Origin of the sequence: Enterovibrio coralii (assembly GCF_001559595.1) — a bacterium.
Lineage (GTDB): Bacteria > Pseudomonadota > Gammaproteobacteria > Enterobacterales > Vibrionaceae > Enterovibrio > Enterovibrio coralii.
The window spans coordinates 65,749-83,491 of the sequence record NZ_LNTY01000006.1; the positions used below are offsets into that span (position 1 = coordinate 65,749).

Here is a 17,743-nt window from a genome sequence, read left to right on the forward strand (position 1 = left end):
ACTGAGACAAACACTTCATGGAACTAATTTGGAAAATGCGGGGGTACATGCGCTTGTGTACCCGCCGCTATCTTGTTGCTTTTGTAGCACTGCAAGTCGTTGCGCTACTCAATCTGGCACCGCCTTGGTTAATTGGTCGCATTGTTGATGCCATCAGTTCAAGCACATTAACGCCGCGCTTCCTTGGCGTGCATTTGGCGGGCATTGTGGCGGCTGCCGTGGCGATGTATGGCCTTCGTTTTGTGTGGAATAGCCAGCTTTACGGTGCGGCCATCGAGATTTCACGTGCTGTGCGCACAGACCTGTTCGCGCACCTAACGCGTTTGTCTCCGTCGTTTTACCACAAGCACAGCACAGGCGATTTGATGGCTCATGCCACCAATGACTTGAACGCTGTTGAGCAAGCGGCGGGTGATGGCGTAATGACGCTGGTGGATTCTTTGATCGCTGGCTTTACCGTTATCTTCGGTATGATTTTCTTGGTCAGCGGTCAACTAACAGCGGTTGTCTTGCTGCCATTTCCACTGTTGGTACTGGTGACGCGTCGCTATGGCGCGGGCATGCAAAAGCGATTTGGTCGTGCTCAAGGCGCGTTCTCAAACCTTAATGAAGAAGTGCGTGAAACAGTCGCAGGGATTCGTGCCGTGCGCTCTCACGGTATCAATACGCGTCAACAACATCGCTTTGAAGAAAAGCTTGATGAAACCCTGGACGCCAATATTGAAGTAGCGAAAGTGGACTCCTTGTTTGGCCCAACCATTCAGCTGATTTACGGTTCATCGTTTGTGATCACGCTGGTTTATGGTGCTTACCTGATCAACACAGGTGCGCTTACGGTAGGTCTGTTCACGAGTTTTACCTTGTATCTTGCGCAGTTGTTGGGGCCGTTCCTGCAATTTGGTTGGCAGTTCAATGTGTTCCAACGTGGCAATACGTCTTGGAAGCGACTGGAAAAGGTCTTTGCTCAACAACCTGATGTTGTGGAAGGAACGAAAACACTACCGGCAGATGCGCCCTCAGACTTGGATGTGAACATCGGTAAGTTTGCCTACCCGTCTTCTGCAACCAATGCGCTGGAAGCTATTCAATTCACGCTCAAGCAAGGTGGGTTTATCGGCATTACCGGGCCAACGGGTGGCGGTAAAAGTTCAATCATCAGTTTGATTCTGCGCCAGTTCAGTCTGAGTGACAGTGAGTCAAGCATTACGCTGGGTGGGGAAAGCACTGCGTTGCTGACCTTTGATTCGCTCCGCAGCAAGATGGCGTGGGTGCCACAAAAACCGATGCTCTTTTCTGGCTCTATTGCAGACAACATTGCGTTGGGCAAACCGGACGCGACAGTAAAAGAGATTGAGTTCGTGGCGGAAGTTGCCGGTATTAAAGCTGAAATCGACGCAATGAAAGAAGGCTTTAATAGCGAACTGACCGAAAGCGGCGCAAATCTGTCAGGTGGTCAAAAGCAGCGTGTCGCGTTGGCTCGCGCCTTGTTAACCAATGCAGACATATTGCTGTTGGATGACCCGTTCAGTGCCTTGGACATGAAAACGGAAGCGCTGGTCAGACAGAACCTGAAAACGCACTTTGGTCATAAGGCCATGCTGCTGGTTACGCAGCGTCTGCCAAACCTTCGCTATGCCGACGATATCTTGGTGTTAGAGCAAGGCAAAGTCGCAGAGCGTGGAACCCATCAGCTGATGGCGAAGACGGTTGGTATGCGAAAGTGTATGACAGACAAGCTCATCAACCCTTAGACACTATCAATCAGGTATCACGCCAAGATGATGTGGAGGTGGCTCATGTCTAACGGTTTATTCAAACGCTCTGGGCAATCTTCCGCGTTAAAACGCCTACTGCGTTACACGCGTCCACATAAAATGCGTTTTGCTGTGGCATTTGCATTCCTGACCGTTGCGGTCTCGGCGGAAATGGCGATTCCGTGGCTAGCTAAAATCATCATTGATGATGTGATTGTGCCGCAGACGTTCAATTGGGACCACTTGTTGATGCTGAGTGGCGCAGTGCTTGCCCTCTATATGGTGCAGTGCGGATTCCAGTATTTGCAGGCCGTATCGTTTCGCCATAGTGCGTTGCTGGTGGTGAATGACGTTCGCAAAGAACTGTTTAACCATGTGCTGAAATTGCCTATCGCCGCGTTTGACCGCACCGCCACAGGGCGAATGGTGTCTTATGTAACGAATGATACGGAGTCACTTCGCGACCTGTTTGTCTCGACTTTGCCTACCATCATTCAAGGCAGTTTGCGTATCACGGGTATCTTCATTGCTATCGCATTGCTGGATTGGCGTTTGATGGTACTGAGTTTGGTGTTGATCCCTGTGTTGCTGATGACAATGCATTGGTATCGCAAACTTTCAACGCCAGTGCTTGATGGTATTCGCGTGCAAGTCAGTCATATCAATAACCGCATCAGTGAATCGCTTCAGGGCATGTCTTTGGTGCAGGCGTTTAGCCAAGAGAGAACATTCCGCGAGAAATTCAAGCAAGACAACGATGCATGGTTCGGATTCCGCACGCGTTCAATTGCTATCGACAGCCTGATGTTGTTGCCATTTACCCGCTTAGTGGGAGCCTTGGCAGCATTGGCGATTGTGGCTTGGTTCGGCACAGCATCGCTTCAGAGCGTGGTTGAGATTGGTACGCTGTATGCGTTTCTAAACTACATCGAACGCTTCTTCGAACCGTTCCGCCAATTGTCTATGGAGCTGCGTAAAATGCAGGTAGCGTTGGTGTCTTCCGCTCGCGTTTTCGAGTTGCTGGATGAACCAACCGATCATACCCACGACGAAAGCAAAGCGTCTGTACAACTGGCGAAGAGTAAGGATATTGAGTTTCGCAACGTACACATGGCCTATGAAGAGGGTGTAAACGCGCTGGATGATGTGAGTTTTGTTGCCAAAAGCGGCCAGTTTACGGCCATCGTTGGTCACAGCGGCAGTGGTAAAAGCTCAGTCGTGAACCTGTTGATGCGTTTTTATCAGCACCACAAAGGGGATGTCTTGATTGGCGGTGAGTCTATTGATGCCTTGCCTGATGCCCAGGTTCGACAGCTCATTGGCCTTGTTTCCCAAGACCCGTATATGTTTTCTGGCTCAATCAAGGAAAACATCGACTTATCGGGAGTGAGCAATGAAACCAATGCGGCGATGTTGGCTGCCAACGCGGTCAATGCGTCTGGTTTTATCGAACGACTGCCAGAGGGTTATGATCATCAACCTGGTCATGGTGGCAATTCTCTGTCAGTTGGCGAAAAGCAACTGATTGCGCTGGCTCGCGTGCTTGCCCACGGCCCAGAAATTTACCTGTTAGATGAGGCAACCGCTAATATTGATAGTGAAACGGAAGAAGCCGTAAAACACGCATTATCGAATATCCAACATGGACGCACCGTAATTGCCGTCGCGCACCGTCTATCAACGGTTAGAAATGCCGACCAAATACTGGTTATGAGCAAAGGGAAGATTGTTCAACGCGGTACACATGATGAGCTGGTGTCTCAAGCTGGCGAGTACCGAGAGCTGTATTTAGCTCAGAAAGAAAAAGAAGAACATGAATCTGAAAATGCTCACCTTGGTCTGGCGACCGCTTGAAGCATTTAGCGAGTAAGGTAGTACGATGAAAAATGTGAATACACCACTGATTGATACCCAAGTTACCGACGAAGCTTTGCAGTGGGCAATCATGCACGGTGTGGCAATTAAAAATCCTGACGGTACTGCGCGTCATTGTCCATTTAGCATTGCGCCGATGACGATGAAACGACGCGTGTACGAGCACCTGCTGAAAGTGACACCAATCCTGACCAAACTGATCAGTGCCGTTTCGGAAGATCATGCATTCCTGCGCGCGTCTCTCAGCAATATGTCAAAAGCCGATCCCTTCTTTGGTCGCCTGCTTTGGATGCATGAGCAAATTCATGGCACTGAAGAGGCACCAAAAGCGTCGGTTCGTCAGCCTTTGCTATTAATGCGCACAGACTACATGGATGATCGCCAGCAAGGCGCGAAAGTGATCGAGTTTAACGGCATCGCCGCGGGTATGGGACCGTTCGGTCAACGTGCTAATCAGCTGCATGATTTTATGCGCCGCCAATGGCCAAAAACGTATCAGCAGTGGATTGAGTCGCCTACGGCCGTACCTGCGGATAACCAATGCCTAGAGCAGCTGGCTAACGCGATTGCAACGTCGGGTCAAAAAGTCCGTGACGAATTTGGTGAGGAAGGGAAGCCGACCTTCCTGATGGTGGTGCAAAAGAACGAAGACAATGTCTACGACCAACATTTGCTGGAAGTCGCATTGCAAGCGCGTGGCATTCGTACCGTGCGTCGCACCTTCCATCAGCTGTCTACTCAGCTTTCGTCAGGTGATAACCAACGCCTGATGCTGGAGAATGTGGGCGCATTGGATGTGGTGTATCTGCGTGCGGGCTACCAGTTCTCTGACTACTTTGCGCCAGAGCTAATGGAGCCAAACTGCTGTGCGACGTTGAGCCAGATCCGTGTATTCATCGAACAGCACAATGTGGCGGTGAATGCGACTGTGAGTCAGCAATTGGCAACCAGCAAAACCATGCAAATGCTGCTGACCATGATGGAAACACAAGCATTGACGCAATGGGGGCTGACTAATGACGAAGCCGTGTTAGTTAATAGTGTGCTGGCGGATATGCTGCCAATCTCTCTCGAACGTATTGAGTGGTTTGAAACAGACGCAGTAAAACAAGATTGGGTACTGAAAAACCAAGGTGAGGGCGGTGGCCATTGTGTGTTTGGCGAAGATATCTCGGGCAAACTGCAATCACTAAAACCTGAAGACTATGATGCATGGGCACTGATGCAGCGTTTGTATCCACATGAGCGTGAGCGTCCGACGGTAGCGGTACGCAATGGTGAACAGACACAAGTTGACGACTTGGTGAGCGAGATTGGTCTGTTTACTGCCTTCTTTAACGGCAAACCAGTGACGGATTTGGGCGGCTATGCAGCTACCTTGTTCGAAGCAAACCAGCCAAAGAAAACGAAGGTGGTATTCATAGCGGTAAAGGAATATTGGATTCCATTACGCTTATCGACTGATATACTGCCAAGGTTGAAACAACAAAAGCCGCGGTTTTCGCGGCTTTTACTTTTGAGAAAGACGATGACAATAGAAACCGTTTGGGGCGAATACCAGTCCAGCGTAAAAGCTTTTTTGCATGCCAAAGTGTCCAATCCTGATGATGTGGACGACTTGCTGCAAGACATCGTTTTAAAAACCTACCTGCATCTAGAAGAAGTACGAGATAACACCAAGGTGAAATCTTGGCTTTTCCAAGTGGCAAACAACGCCATCATTGATTTCTACCGTCAGAAGGGAAAGGGCAAAAACCTCACTCAAGACGACCTGTGGTTTGAAAGCGAAAAAGATGACGTACGTGAAGAGTTATCAGAATGTCTTTTGCCGTTTATCCAAGCTCTGCCACAAGACGATGCCGAAATGCTCACTGCCATTGAACTTCACGGTCAGTCCCAAAAAGAGTATGCCGAAAAACACGGCATCAATTACTCAACATTGAAGTCTCGCCTGCAAAAAAGCCGCACCAAGATTAATTCGTTGTTCAATGAGTGTTGTGAGTTGAAGCTCGATAAAAACGGCAGCGTCATTGACTACGAAGAACGCAAAGATTGCGGTTGTTGAATACTTAATCATCGACCTGACTGATATAAAAGCAGTAAAATCAGCCGTCTACAAAGGTTGTCACTCTTTGTTGTCGCATTTCCCTCTGACTCTCCCGTCGTGTGCGAATCGAAGAGATAAACATTCATAATTTACAATACGTTGTACGCACCCAGTGAGGTGCGATTTTTGTGAGTTCTTACATTGAAGCGTCTATCCATCATCCTATTTATGGCTGCGACTATGCTGTCCGGCTGTTCCATGCTTGAAATACAAATTGAGAGCCAAACTGTTCCTTTAACCAAACAGGAGCTAAATGCTCGCGTTATGACCCGCGAATATGCACAGCAGTTCTTTTCGCAAGTGGAACAGGCTGCGGACAAAATGCATCAGTATTATGAACCGCGGGATCAGGTCAATCAGAGCAATGTATTGCTCTGGAAAATAAACGCCATTGAGAGGATGCAATCGGCCGCTTATCAAGTGTCACCAATGGCTGGGCTAATTGACGTCTGGGTCTTTTCCTATCAATTGGATGATTTTTTCTCCGTGGGCGAGGGTAAGGAGCTGTTTGTAGGCTCTGAAGCAAAGGATGTGTCTAAACACTTAGCAAATGAAATGGACAGGGTCGCACAATCTATCTTGAGTGCGAGCAACTACCCTAAGGCAAAAGCGTTTGTTCAGAAGCATGCGGAGCAATATCCATTTAGGGATCTTAGTTTCAATCGAACGCCGGCATATCGTTTGTGGGTTGAGAGCAATGGTGGGAACGAGCAAGACGCGGTGACAACGTTGGGCACAATGCCAGAAGCGATCGGCGATATGTCTGACAAGATGAGCCTGTTTTCTGAGCAGACGCCTAAAATCATGACGTGGAAAGCTCAGTTGCTGGCACTCAACAGCATGAATAGCATTGACCAAGTCAATCAAGCGGTTGATAGCTTTAAAGTTGTTTCAGATTCGATGAATGACTTTATCAGGAACAACCCAGAGTACATGCGACACCTCGCCGAGGAAATGGCGGTTAAGTTACAACCTCTGGTCGATAACATTGACCAAAAAACCGCTGATCATTTGCTGACGCTCAGCACTGAGCGAATGCTGTTAGAGCAGATGATTGCGCGTGAACGCGTTGAAGTCGCGAGCATTATTACCTCGGAACGAGAGGCTCTAGTAGAGGATGTAAATACACTCTCCAAAGAGATTGTTGACGTTGTCATGAACAACCTTATTGAGATGATCCGCAGCCTGATTCTCTATTTCGTTCTGTTTATTGTTGTTATTTTCTTTGCGCCGCTGGGTCTTGGATACATGTTAGGACGCCGCTCAGCGAAGTAGGGTAGTTCTGGCTTGAGAGATACTTAGTCAAATACCTAAAGTTGTATGCCAGAGTCGACAAGTCGCTCTGGCATTTTCTTTTTTCAAACTGCTTAGAAATATAACGATTCCCACCTGAAACGCCTCTTGATATTAACATCTCGTTACCTCCTGAAATGTCTAAAAATGCTTTCACATCGCTTTCGAAAAACAACGGAAAATCGACTTTAGAAAGCTCGCTGGGATAGGCTTAACAGTCTCTTTGAAAATAGCGAGTCGGTGTTGTTAATGTCGTAAGAGTGGCTCTCATTTTATGTCTAATATATTGTGCACTTTCAAGCGCCGATATATCACTTCCAAACATAAACAAGAAAGGTAGTGGCTCTTTGATTCGGGGCGACTTGTCAGGTTTTGGCTGGTTTGAAAGGTAGGACGAAATGCTGAAGTTAACATTCGTTATTGGTCTAATCGTAATCGTGTCTTATGTGCTCTATCTTGGGCGTTTTAGACGGTGGCATACCGAGAATACGGCAGGGAATGCGTATTTTGGAAAGTCGTTGAAAGAGCGACGAGAGATAAGAAAGAAAATAATAAGCAATGCGCCATTTATCATGCCGTTTATTCGATTTCTGGCATGCTTTGCAAATAACCCAGACAAGATGCCTAAGACCAATTATCAGGGTGTCACAGGCCCGATGAATATTTCTAGTGATGCCTCATTTAAGGTTGGCCATGAGTATCGGCCAACAGAAGACGACATTATTGTCGCCACTCAGATGCGATGCGGAACAACGTGGATGCAACAAATCGTCTTTGAGATCTTGCATAAAGGTGAAGGGGACTTAACTGATTCAGGGTATGGTCATTTGAATGCGGCGAGTGCGTGGTTGGAGTGCAGTCAGCATATTGGAGTGCCATTGGCGCAATCGCCTAAACTGGGTGAAAGCCAAAAACGTCTGCTAAAAACCCATTTCCCGGCATCACTCTGTCCTTTCAATGAGAAAACGAAATACATCTATGTCACGCGGCATCCAGTGAGTTGCTATGCATCAGTCAAAGACTTCATTGGGACAGTTGCAGGGCCATTTGCACCGCCGCCAGAGCACTTTTTAAATTGGTATTGTAGCGATGACTTTTTCTGGACGAGTTGGCCTCATCATGTGGATGGCTGGTGGAATTGGGCGCAGAAACATGACAACGTCACTTTTATACATTTTGAAGAGCTAAAGAATAACCCTGCAAAAGTGATAAGAGATATCGCGGTCTTTTTGGATGTTCATCTCAGTGATGAAGAGTTGGAGAAGGTGATTTTGAAATCCGATTTCAGCTACATGCAAGAAAGGGAAGAGTACTTTGAGATGATCCAACCAACGGTCAACACGGTGTCATCATCAACCCGTTTCCTTAATGGCGGTAAAGACGACCGACATCAGGATTCAAAAGAACATGACCGCGAGACCATCAACAATTTCGTCTGCGATTATCTGGCGCAAAGTAGCTATCCGCTGCATTTCTATTATCCCGATGTTGAACGCTCAACGCCGAAATTAGACAAGGTAGACAGTCAACCGCAGCCAGCGGTTTAGGTACAGAAAAAAGAAAAAGCGAGCCAATGGGCTCGCTTTTTTACAGCAGGAAGCGGATTAATCTTCCATGTAGTTCTCGATGCTTGGGCAAGAACATACGAGGTTACGGTCACCGTAAACGTTGTCGACACGGTTAACCGTTGGCCAGTACTTGGCTTCTTTCGCTTGAACGCTAGGGAAGCAAGCTTGCTCGCGGCTGTAAGGACGATCCCACTCTACAAACATCAAATCTGCTTGGGTGTGAGGGGCTTTAACCAGTGGATTATTTTCCAGCGGCCATTCACCGTCTTGCACTTTCGCGATCTCTTCGCGAATGGCAATCATCGCGTCACAGAAGCGATCCAGCTCTGCCAAGTCTTCACTCTCTGTCGGCTCAATCATCAGCGTGCCGGCAACAGGGAAAGACATGGTTGGTGCGTGGAAGCCAAAGTCCATCAAACGCTTGGCGATGTCTTCTTCAGAAATGCCAGACGCTTCTTTGATTGGACGGATATCGATGATGCACTCGTGCGCAATACGTCCGTGCGTACCACGGTACAGCACTGGGTAGTAAGGACGCAGACGCTCCATGACGTAGTTCGCGCTCAGAATCGCCACCTTGGTTGCTTCTGTCAGTCCTTGCTCGCCCATCATGGCAATGTATGCCCATGAAATTGGCAAGATAGATGCACTGCCGATCTGCGCTGCAGACACTGCGTAATTTGAACCTTCAACTACGTGCCCCGGAAGGAATGGTGCAAGGTGCGATTTCACACCAATCGGACCCATACCTGGACCACCACCGCCGTGCGGAATACAGAAGGTCTTATGCAGGTTCAAGTGAGACACGTCTGAGCCAATAAAACCTGGGCTAGTCAAACCGACTTGCGCGTTCATGTTCGCGCCGTCAAGGTATACCTGACCGCCAGCTTCATGGACGAGTTCACACACTTCTTGAACTGCTTCTTCATAAACACCGTGGGTCGACGGGTAGGTGATCATGATGCAAGACAAGTCGTTTCTGTGTTTCTCGATCTTGGCTTTGAGGTCATTGACATCAATGTTGCCGTTTTCATCACAGCCAACCACCACGACTTTCATTGAAACCATGGCAGCAGACGCAGGGTTAGTTCCGTGCGCAGAGCTTGGGATCAGACAGACGTTACGGTGACTGTCGCCACGGCTCTCGTGGTAGCGTTGAATTGCAATCAGACCAGCGTATTCGCCTTGCGCACCAGAGTTTGGCTGGAGTGACATCGCATCATAGCCAGTGATCTCACACAGCATTTTGCTTAGTGAGTCCGCAAGTTCGGTATAGCCTTGCGCTTGCTCGGCTGGCACGAACGGGTGCAGTGCACCGAATTCCGGCCAAGTCACTGGGATCATTTCTGCAGCGGCATTCAGCTTCATGGTACAGCTACCCAGCGGGATCATGCCGTGCGTCAGCGAGAAGTCTTTGTTTTCCAGCTTTTTCATGTAACGCATCAGCTGTGTTTCGCTCTGGTGCGTGTTGAAAACCGGATGTGTCAGGTACTCAGAGGTGCGGCGGCATGACTCTGGGATAGCGGCATATTCATCCGCTTCAACAGATGAAGCAAACTGGCTAACGTCTGATTCGCCAGTCAACGCAGCAACAAGTGCGTTTACTTCTGCCAAGGTGGTGGTTTCATCAAAGCTCACGCCAAGCTGACCGTCGAGTTTGCGAAGGTTGAACCCTGCATCGTCGGCTTTTTTCAGTAGCGCGTCTGTCTGATCACCAGTGTTCAGCGTGATAGTGTCAAAAAAGTCATGGAATGCGAGCGTAATGCCAGCGTGGTTAAACGCTGCGGCAGCCAGTGCAGTGAGGTGATGTACTCGACGTCCAATTTTCTTGAGACCTTCAGGACCATGGTAAACCGCATAGAAGGCGGCCATGTTTGCCAACAATGCCTGGGCGGTACAGATGTTAGATGTCGCTTTTTCACGGCGGATGTGCTGTTCACGCGTTTGCATTGCCATGCGAAGTGCTTGATGGCCTTTCGCATCAACTGACACACCGATAACACGGCCTGGCATGGTGCGCTTCAGTTTGTCACGGGTTGCCATGAAAGCAGCATGAGGACCACCGTAGCCCATTGGAACACCGAAACGTTGTGCCGAACCAATAACAACATCAGCACCCATTTCCCCCGGTGACTTCAGCAGCGTGAGAGACAGCAGGTCGGCGGCGACAGTGACCAGCGTTTTGTTCGCTTGAGCTGCTGCGATGAGATCAGACAGGTCACGAACTTGGCCAGTGGTGCCAGGGTATTGCAACAGCGCACCGAATACATCTTCCGATGGCAGGCTGTCTGCAGGCCCTGTGATAACCTCGAAGCCCATGAACTTAGCGCGGGTGTTGATGACATCCAGCGTTTGTGGATGAACGTCGTCCGCAACGAAGAAGGTGTTGCTCTTGCTCTTACCGCCACGCTTACACAGCGTCATTGCTTCTGCGGCTGCTGTTGCTTCATCAAGCAACGATGCATTCGCAAGCTCCATGCCGGTCAAATCCATCACCATCTGTTGGAAGTTCAACAGAGACTCAAGACGACCTTGTGAGATTTCAGGTTGGTAAGGCGTGTACGCCGTATACCAGCCCGGATTTTCTAAAACGTTTCGAAGAATAGGGTGAGGCGTATGCGTGCCATAGTAGCCCTGACCAATGAAGCTGCGCTTGATAACGTTTTTGCTCGCCATCGCTTTCAGCGTCGCCAGCATGCCGACTTCACTTTGGGCAGCGTCCAGTTTCATTGGCTCCGGCAAGCGGATGGCCGCTGGTACGGTTTCCTCAATCAGGTGCTCAAGGCTGGTGGCCTTGATTGCATCTAGCATCGCCTGTTGTTCGGCTTCTCTCGGGCCGTTATGGCGCGTGACAAACTCGTTGTCGGGTAGCAGTTGATCCAGTAAGCGTGATTCTGTCATGACCTTCTTCCTGAATTAGTCTTCGATAGTTTCTTGGTACGCGTCAGCACTCATCAAGTGATCCAGATTGCTGTCATCTGCTAGTTTGATTTTCGCAATCCAGCCACCCTCGAACGGTTCTTCGTTCACCAGTTCTGGGCTTTCTTCGAGGTTTTCATTCACTTCTACCACTTCACCGTTTACCGGGCCGTAGATGTCAGATGCCGCTTTAACAGATTCTACGAGTGAGAACCCTTCGCCGATTTCTACGTCGCTGCCAACTTCTGGTAGGTCAACGAACACAACGTCGCCCAGCAGTGATTGCGCGTGGTCTGAAATACCTACAGTGACAGTACCGTCGCCGTTGTCTTTTACCCACTCGTGGCTTTCAGTGAACTTCAAGCTTGCATCCATTTTTACTTCTCCGTGTGAAACGTATCAATTTGTCCCCGCCATGCGGCAGGATGAATCAGAAAACGTAACGCTTTTGCGTCAAGTTTGTGTCCTTGTTAGCAAGCCACCACATTGATAGGAATGGCATTGGTCGCCAAGCCGCCTTGCGATGTTTCCTTGTACTTGCTCATCATGTCGAGACCTGTCTCGTGCATGGTTTTAATCACGGTATCGAGCGATACATGGTGCTCTCCGTCGCCATTTAAGGCGAGACGGGTGGCATTGATGGCTTTCACTGCACCCATCGTATTTCGCTCAATGCAAGGCACTTGGACGAGACCGTTTATCGGGTCACATGTCAGTCCTAAGTTGTGCTCCATGCCGATTTCTGCCGCGTTTTCAATTTGTGCAGGTGTCGCGCCCATGGCGGCTGCGAGTCCCGCGGCGGCCATTGAACATGCCACGCCAATTTCGCTTGGCAGCCGACTTCTGCGGCAGAAATCGATGCATTGGTTTTATACAGCGAACCAATTGCCGCAGCGGTCGCCAGAAAGATTCGAATACCGTTTGCGTTATCTGGCGCGACAAACTTGTCGTAATACGCCAGCACTGCGGGAATAACGCCTGCAGCACCATTGGTTGGTGCAGTGACCACACGGCCACCTGCAGCATTTTCCTCATTAACGGCCATGGCGAACATGTTGACCCAGTCATTCGAGTCGACAGGCAAACCATCCAAGTCTTTCTTCTTGATGCAATCGTGCAGTTTCTTTGCACGACGTTTGAGTTCTAAACCGCCGGGCAGCACGCCGTCTTGCTCAATGCCTCGTTCAATGCACGCTTTCATGACATGCCATATTGCATCAACATGTTCATCGACACTTTTCTTTGTCGCTTGTTTGTCATTGTGTTTAGCTCTCGCTAACTCATTAACAAACATCAATTCTGCGATGGACTTATTCTCGTTTTTGCAGTGTTCAAGAAGCTCCGCTGCACTATTAAACGGGAAGGGGGGTGTAAAATCCGAGGCCAGCGCATCGGTTTCACCTTTTTCCACCACAAATCCACCACCTACAGAGAAATATGTGCGACTGAGCAGTGGTTTTTCGTCATTATCAAACGCTGTTAGAGTCATGCCATTCGGGTGCTCGGGTAACACTTTATCGAAATGGAAAACGACGTCTTTGTCCCAATCAAAGGGAATGAAGCGATGACCATCTAATGGCAACTCTTTACTCCCTTTCACCATGTCACACATAGTCGGTATGTCGTCGGGGTTGATACTATCGGGCCATTCGCCCATCAATCCCATCACACACGCAACGTCTGTCGCATGGCCTTTTCCGGTTAACGCTAACGAACCGTAAGTTCGCATGTTGCGCTCTCCACTTGGTGAAGCAACGCAGTTTCACGTAATTCTGCAGCAAAGCGGGCACTGGCAACCATCGGACCCACGGTATGTGAGCTAGATGGGCCTACGCCAATCTTAAAAAGGTCAAACATGCTATGGCTCATCGCACGTCTCCTCGTTTTGTGGGTTACTCACCCCAGTCACTAAAGACTGAAATGGTACTGGTCGACCTCTCTGGCCTGTTCTTTGAAGTATTGGCTCTTTGAGAATTTCTGGGTCAACATTTGCGTAACATACAAAACGAATTTGCGACCTGCAAAAGAAAATTTCCTATAGGAAACTCCTGATGTGATCGAGTCGTCATTTCCAAAAATAGGATGACATTGTGAAGGTCGTGAAACAAAGTCTTTGCGCAAACGTTTGCTTTTTACTATCTTTGGGCTTTCATTTCAATTGCGGATTTTTCATGTAACAGTTTACTTATTGTTATATAAGAAAATATTTGTTTTTCATTTTATGGTGCAAAAAACGCGTGCTTCTTGAATGCGTTGAGGTTGAATTTTGAGCAGGCTGGGTGGGGCATTAGGTGCGGTGAAAAGTTGTGCTAAGTTTCTTATAGGAAACTTTCTGTTAAAAATGTTAACTTGCGCTTATCCCATGACGCATTCTTCGTGTAAGAATGTCGCTCAATGTATCGCCAGCGGCAGTTGCGCAGCCTATAAGTAGTGTGCCAACAAGACAGAGTGAGAAGGAACTATGTCAGACTCAGATGCACAGGATGTGTATCCATCAATCACTGTTGAAAGAGCAAGTATCCAAGCTGACGCGCCTATTGCGCCGTTGAAGCTAGGAGAGCGCCTTAAAGAGATCAGAACCAACAGCGGATTAACCTTGGAAGAGGCAAGTAAACTTACAGGATTGGCGCGCTCAACCTTATCCAAGATTGAAAATGAGCAGATCTCGCCAACGTTTCAGGCGATGCAAAAGCTTGCTGTCGGGTTGAAAATCGACATTCCCCAACTCTTTGCGCCACCAAAACAAAGAAAAGCGACCGGGCGACGTGACATCACGCGAGTTGGCGAAGGGAAAGCACGGCCGACAGGCACCTATGAACATGAGTTGTTGGCAACGCAATTGACCAACAAAAAGATGTTCCCTTTTAAGTCTCGTGTTAGAGCGCGTTCATTTGAAGAATACGATGAGTGGATCCGCCATGATGGTGAGGAATTCCTGCTCGTGCTTGAAGGCAGCATTGCATTCTATTCCGAATTTTATGAAGTGATTGAGCTTGGCGAGGGAGACAGTGTTTATTATGACGCTGCAATGGGGCATATGCTCACCTCGACAAGCGACGATGATGCCCTCATTTTGTGGGTGACGGCATCCTAAAATACACGATTACCCGTCGGATGGCGGAGCACTTGAACCACGGCTTGTGCCGACATCATGGAGTGAAACATGTCACAAGATTTACTTAAAACCCCTCTACACGCGCTACACATCGAAATGGGCGCAAAAATGGTGCCGTTTGCGGGCTATGACATGCCAGTTCAATATGAGCTGGGTGTTAGAAAAGAGCACATTCACTGCCGTGAGCACGCGGGTTTGTTCGATGTTTCCCACATGGGTCAACTGAAACTGCACGGTGAGAACGCCGCAAAAGCACTGGAAGCTTTGGTTCCTGTGGATATTGTTGACTTGCCGGAAGGTAAACAGCGTTATGCATTGTTCACGAATGAACAAGGCGGATTGATGGACGATTTGATGGTGACTAACTTCGGCGATCATCTCTTTGTTGTTGTTAATGCAGCGTGTAAAGAGCAAGACATCGCACATTTGAAAGACAACCTGCCATCAGATGTGGAACTAGAAGAAATCGAAGACAGAGCATTGCTCGCACTCCAAGGCCCTAAAGCGGCGGACGTCCTATCGACGTTGAACCCTGTCGTTGCTGATATGGTGTTTATGGATGCTGCAAAGGTTGAGCTTGCAGGCATCGAGTGCTTGGTCAGCCGTTCAGGCTACACCGGTGAAGACGGTTACGAAATTTCTGTACCAGCGGACAAAGCAGAAGAATTTGCACGCCGCTTGTTGCTAAAAGAAGAAGTAGAGTGGATTGGCCTTGGCGCGCGTGACTCTCTGCGCCTTGAGTGTGGCCTTTGCCTTTACGGTCATGATATTGACCCAACTACCACGCCAGTTGAAGCAAGCTTACTTTGGGCAATCAGCAAACCACGCCGTGCAGATGGTGAGCGCTCGGGCGGCTTCCCTGGTGCGGATATCATCCTTGACCAAATTGCTACCAAAGACGTTTCGCGCAAGCGTGTGGGACTGGTTGGCAGCAGCAAAGCACCTGTCCGTGAAGGTGCTAAGTTGTTTGATGCAGATGACAACGAAATTGGCATTGTAACCAGCGGTACGTTTGGTCCAACCAAAGGACAACCTGTTGCGATGGGTTATGTCAAAACTGAGCTTGCAGCGATGGGGACAGAAGTATTTGCAGAAGTACGTGGTAAGAAATTGCCGATGACGGTCGAGAAAATGCCGTTTGTCCCTCAGCGTTATTATCGTGGCTAAACAGTCAATTATCTGACATCACACTATCGCGAGATGCAACATTCTGCCGAGTTGTTGTACGGTATAGATTGACACTGACTAAATATTCTCAAAGAGCTTATGCATCGACATAGGCTCTTTTTCTTTGTTATTCATTACGATAGACGCGAAGACTTTTCAGCCTTCTTCCTCATATTTGGCCAACCTGAATTTTTGGCATTCCTTATGCAATCGGTTTAATTGAGCTTTTTGTCAGTAGATGTTGATTCCACATTGAAGGTAGAAAGTAACAGCGTGAATTAGTGCATAAGAATGGAAATTCTCAGGCAGATCACGGAATTATGGATTAATGTCTTATATGTACGACATAGGGTCGAAAGGAGAAAAGGTTGTATGCTAGCTGAACAACGCGACGAGATTGATAACCCTCTGATCTGGCCGATTTTAAGTGTGCTAGAAGCGTCAACCCAAAGCTGGAAAGTACACTACCTGATGGCCGAATTGCAGAAGAAGACCATCATGGACCATCTCGATGATGATCCCCAGTTAGACTTGTTCAAGCGTAATTTTCTCATCATGAATGCGCTATACCAACTTCAAGAGACGCTGCTTCCACAGCAGTGGCTGCAAGTTGAGTCCATGGACATCAAATTGATGTATCGCGGTGCGGGCTCTGGTTTTGTTCAACATGAAGTGGATCGCGACGACCCCTTGCGCGAGTACTACATGGACTGGAAAAACTATGACGCACAGACTGAGGACGTGAGAGAGTTGCTGTCCTCATTTTGGAAACGCTACCAGCGTCATGTCGGTCATTGCAGCGAGACAACGGTCGAGCGAAGAAACGCATTGGCAGCACTCGGACTTTCAGAGAAAGCCTCAGACAATGAAATCCGTCGTCAATGGCGGAAAATGGCCTTGAAGTGGCACCCTGACCGTCCTGAAGGGGATGCCGCGAAATTCCGCACCATGTGCGAAGCGTGGCAAAGTCTTCGCCTCTAATTACTAAGCCCGGCAATTAGCCGGGCTTTTTGTTAAATGCTCTTTTGCTTCGTGCTGCAGATAGCGTGAACAGCATAAGTGTCACGAGAATAATCCCTCCACCAATCAGCACATTTTGTGTAGGTACTTCGCCGATTACGGCCCAAACAAACAAGGGACCGAAAATAGCTTCCAACAACATAAAGAGATTGGCGTGAGCTGCGGGTAAGTATCGAGGCCCAGAAGAAATAAGAACAAAAGAAATGGGTACCACACCTACACAGAGAATCAACGTGTATATCCATTCCTGTTGGGTGAGACTTAGTGGTTCTGCGCCAGAAAACAACGAGACAGCAGCTGTACACAAACCGCCTAGCACGAGATAAAGCGGAGCATTTTCGCTTTGGCTTTTTCGCAGCACCACAAAGTAGGTCGCCAACATAAAGGCGGTGATCAGTGCCATCAAATTACCGAAAGATGCTGAAGGCATCGCCTTTCCTGCAAACACAAACATCACGCCTGCTACCGCCGCCAAAATGGCAATAAGCGTTCGCGTTTCTAGCTTCTCTTTCAAAAATACATAAGCCAACGCAGCGCAGATCAAAGGACTGATATTAATGATGATCAGCGTGCTGGCGACTTGCGTGTGATCGATGGAAAGCACAAAACAGATCGTGGAGATAGAAAACGCCACGGACCCCAAAATCAGTAGTGGGGAAGGCGATGTCAGTGAGCGTAGGGTTTGAGCGGGTTGTTTGATAAACATGACCAGCAAGATAACCAAAGCAGATAACAAGCCGCGCCAAAAAAGCAACGTCCAACCCGACGCTTCAACCAATCTGATCAACAGGCCATCCACGCTGAGTATCGTGACCCCGATACTCATCATCAGGGTTCCTTTGTAAATTGGTGACATCCGTATCTCCCTGACTAAACGTCATTTTTCTATTAAGTCTTCGTATTCCCCGTCTTTGCGAGGTCAAAT

Annotated in this window: 10 protein-coding genes and 3 pseudogenes; 9 read left to right on the forward strand and 4 right to left on the reverse strand. The window is 48.5% G+C overall.

Annotated elements, in window-relative coordinates; genetic code table 11:
* Positions 1-17 precede the first annotated feature (17 nt).
* The 6 genes and pseudogenes from ATN88_RS01125 (at position 18) to ATN88_RS01150 (ending at position 8,576) form a co-directional block, all read left to right on the forward strand.
* Positions 18-1,804, forward strand: a pseudogene (locus ATN88_RS01125) (ABC transporter ATP-binding protein).
* Positions 1,797-3,608 (forward strand): ABC transporter ATP-binding protein, encoded by a 1,812-nt coding sequence (locus ATN88_RS01130; RefSeq protein WP_067410151.1) that lies wholly within the window; start codon positions 1,797-1,799, stop codon positions 3,606-3,608. Before ATN88_RS01125 ends, ATN88_RS01130 begins: the two are co-directional and overlap by 8 nt.
* Positions 3,609-3,633: 25 nt before the next feature.
* Positions 3,634-5,093: pseudogene (locus ATN88_RS01135) on the forward strand (glutathione synthase).
* 64 nt (positions 5,094-5,157) lie between these two features.
* Positions 5,158-5,694, forward strand: a complete 537-nt coding sequence (gene sigZ, locus ATN88_RS01140; protein ID WP_067410154.1) for an RNA polymerase sigma factor SigZ — start codon at positions 5,158-5,160, stop codon at positions 5,692-5,694.
* Positions 5,695-5,904: 210 nt separating this feature from the next.
* Positions 5,905-7,011: a chemotaxis protein gene (locus ATN88_RS01145; RefSeq protein ID WP_067410158.1), complete on the forward strand. Its 1,107-nt coding sequence runs from the start codon at positions 5,905-5,907 to the stop codon at positions 7,009-7,011.
* Between the two features lie 416 nt (positions 7,012-7,427).
* Positions 7,428-8,576 carry a sulfotransferase domain-containing protein gene (locus ATN88_RS01150; RefSeq protein ID WP_067410161.1) on the forward strand — a complete coding sequence of 383 codons (1,149 nt, stop codon included), beginning with the start codon at positions 7,428-7,430 and terminating at the stop codon, positions 8,574-8,576.
* 57 nt (positions 8,577-8,633) lie between these two features.
* Here ATN88_RS01150 and gcvP read toward each other — a convergent pair whose 3' ends face one another.
* The 3 genes and pseudogenes from gcvP to ATN88_RS01165 form a co-directional block, all read right to left on the reverse strand.
* A complete protein-coding gene (gene gcvP / locus ATN88_RS01155) occupies positions 8,634-11,498 on the reverse strand; it encodes an aminomethyl-transferring glycine dehydrogenase (RefSeq protein ID WP_067410164.1) in 2,865 nt (954 codons plus the stop codon).
* Positions 11,499-11,513: 15 nt separating this feature from the next.
* Positions 11,514-11,891, reverse strand: a complete 378-nt coding sequence (gene gcvH, locus ATN88_RS01160) for a glycine cleavage system protein GcvH (RefSeq protein WP_067410169.1) — start codon at positions 11,889-11,891, stop codon at positions 11,514-11,516.
* A gap of 95 nt (positions 11,892-11,986) precedes the next feature.
* A pseudogene (locus ATN88_RS01165) lies at positions 11,987-13,385 on the reverse strand (L-serine ammonia-lyase).
* Positions 13,386-13,977: 592 nt separating this feature from the next.
* Between ATN88_RS01165 and ATN88_RS01170 the strand changes: the two are divergent.
* The 3 genes from ATN88_RS01170 (at position 13,978) to ATN88_RS01180 (ending at position 16,779) form a co-directional block, all read left to right on the forward strand.
* Positions 13,978-14,610 (forward strand): helix-turn-helix domain-containing protein, encoded by a 633-nt coding sequence (locus ATN88_RS01170; RefSeq protein WP_067410174.1) that lies wholly within the window; start codon positions 13,978-13,980, stop codon positions 14,608-14,610.
* Between the two features lie 69 nt (positions 14,611-14,679).
* Positions 14,680-15,798: a glycine cleavage system aminomethyltransferase GcvT gene (gene gcvT, locus ATN88_RS01175; protein ID WP_067410177.1), complete on the forward strand. Its 1,119-nt coding sequence runs from the start codon at positions 14,680-14,682 to the stop codon at positions 15,796-15,798.
* Positions 15,799-16,170: 372 nt separating this feature from the next.
* Positions 16,171-16,779 carry a DNA-J related domain-containing protein gene (locus ATN88_RS01180; protein ID WP_067410180.1) on the forward strand — a complete coding sequence of 203 codons (609 nt, stop codon included), beginning with the start codon at positions 16,171-16,173 and terminating at the stop codon, positions 16,777-16,779.
* 16 nt (positions 16,780-16,795) lie between these two features.
* Here ATN88_RS01180 and ATN88_RS01185 read toward each other — a convergent pair whose 3' ends face one another.
* A complete protein-coding gene (locus ATN88_RS01185) occupies positions 16,796-17,674 on the reverse strand; it encodes a DMT family transporter (protein WP_067410184.1) in 879 nt (292 codons plus the stop codon).
* Between the last annotated feature and the right edge of the window lie 69 nt (positions 17,675-17,743).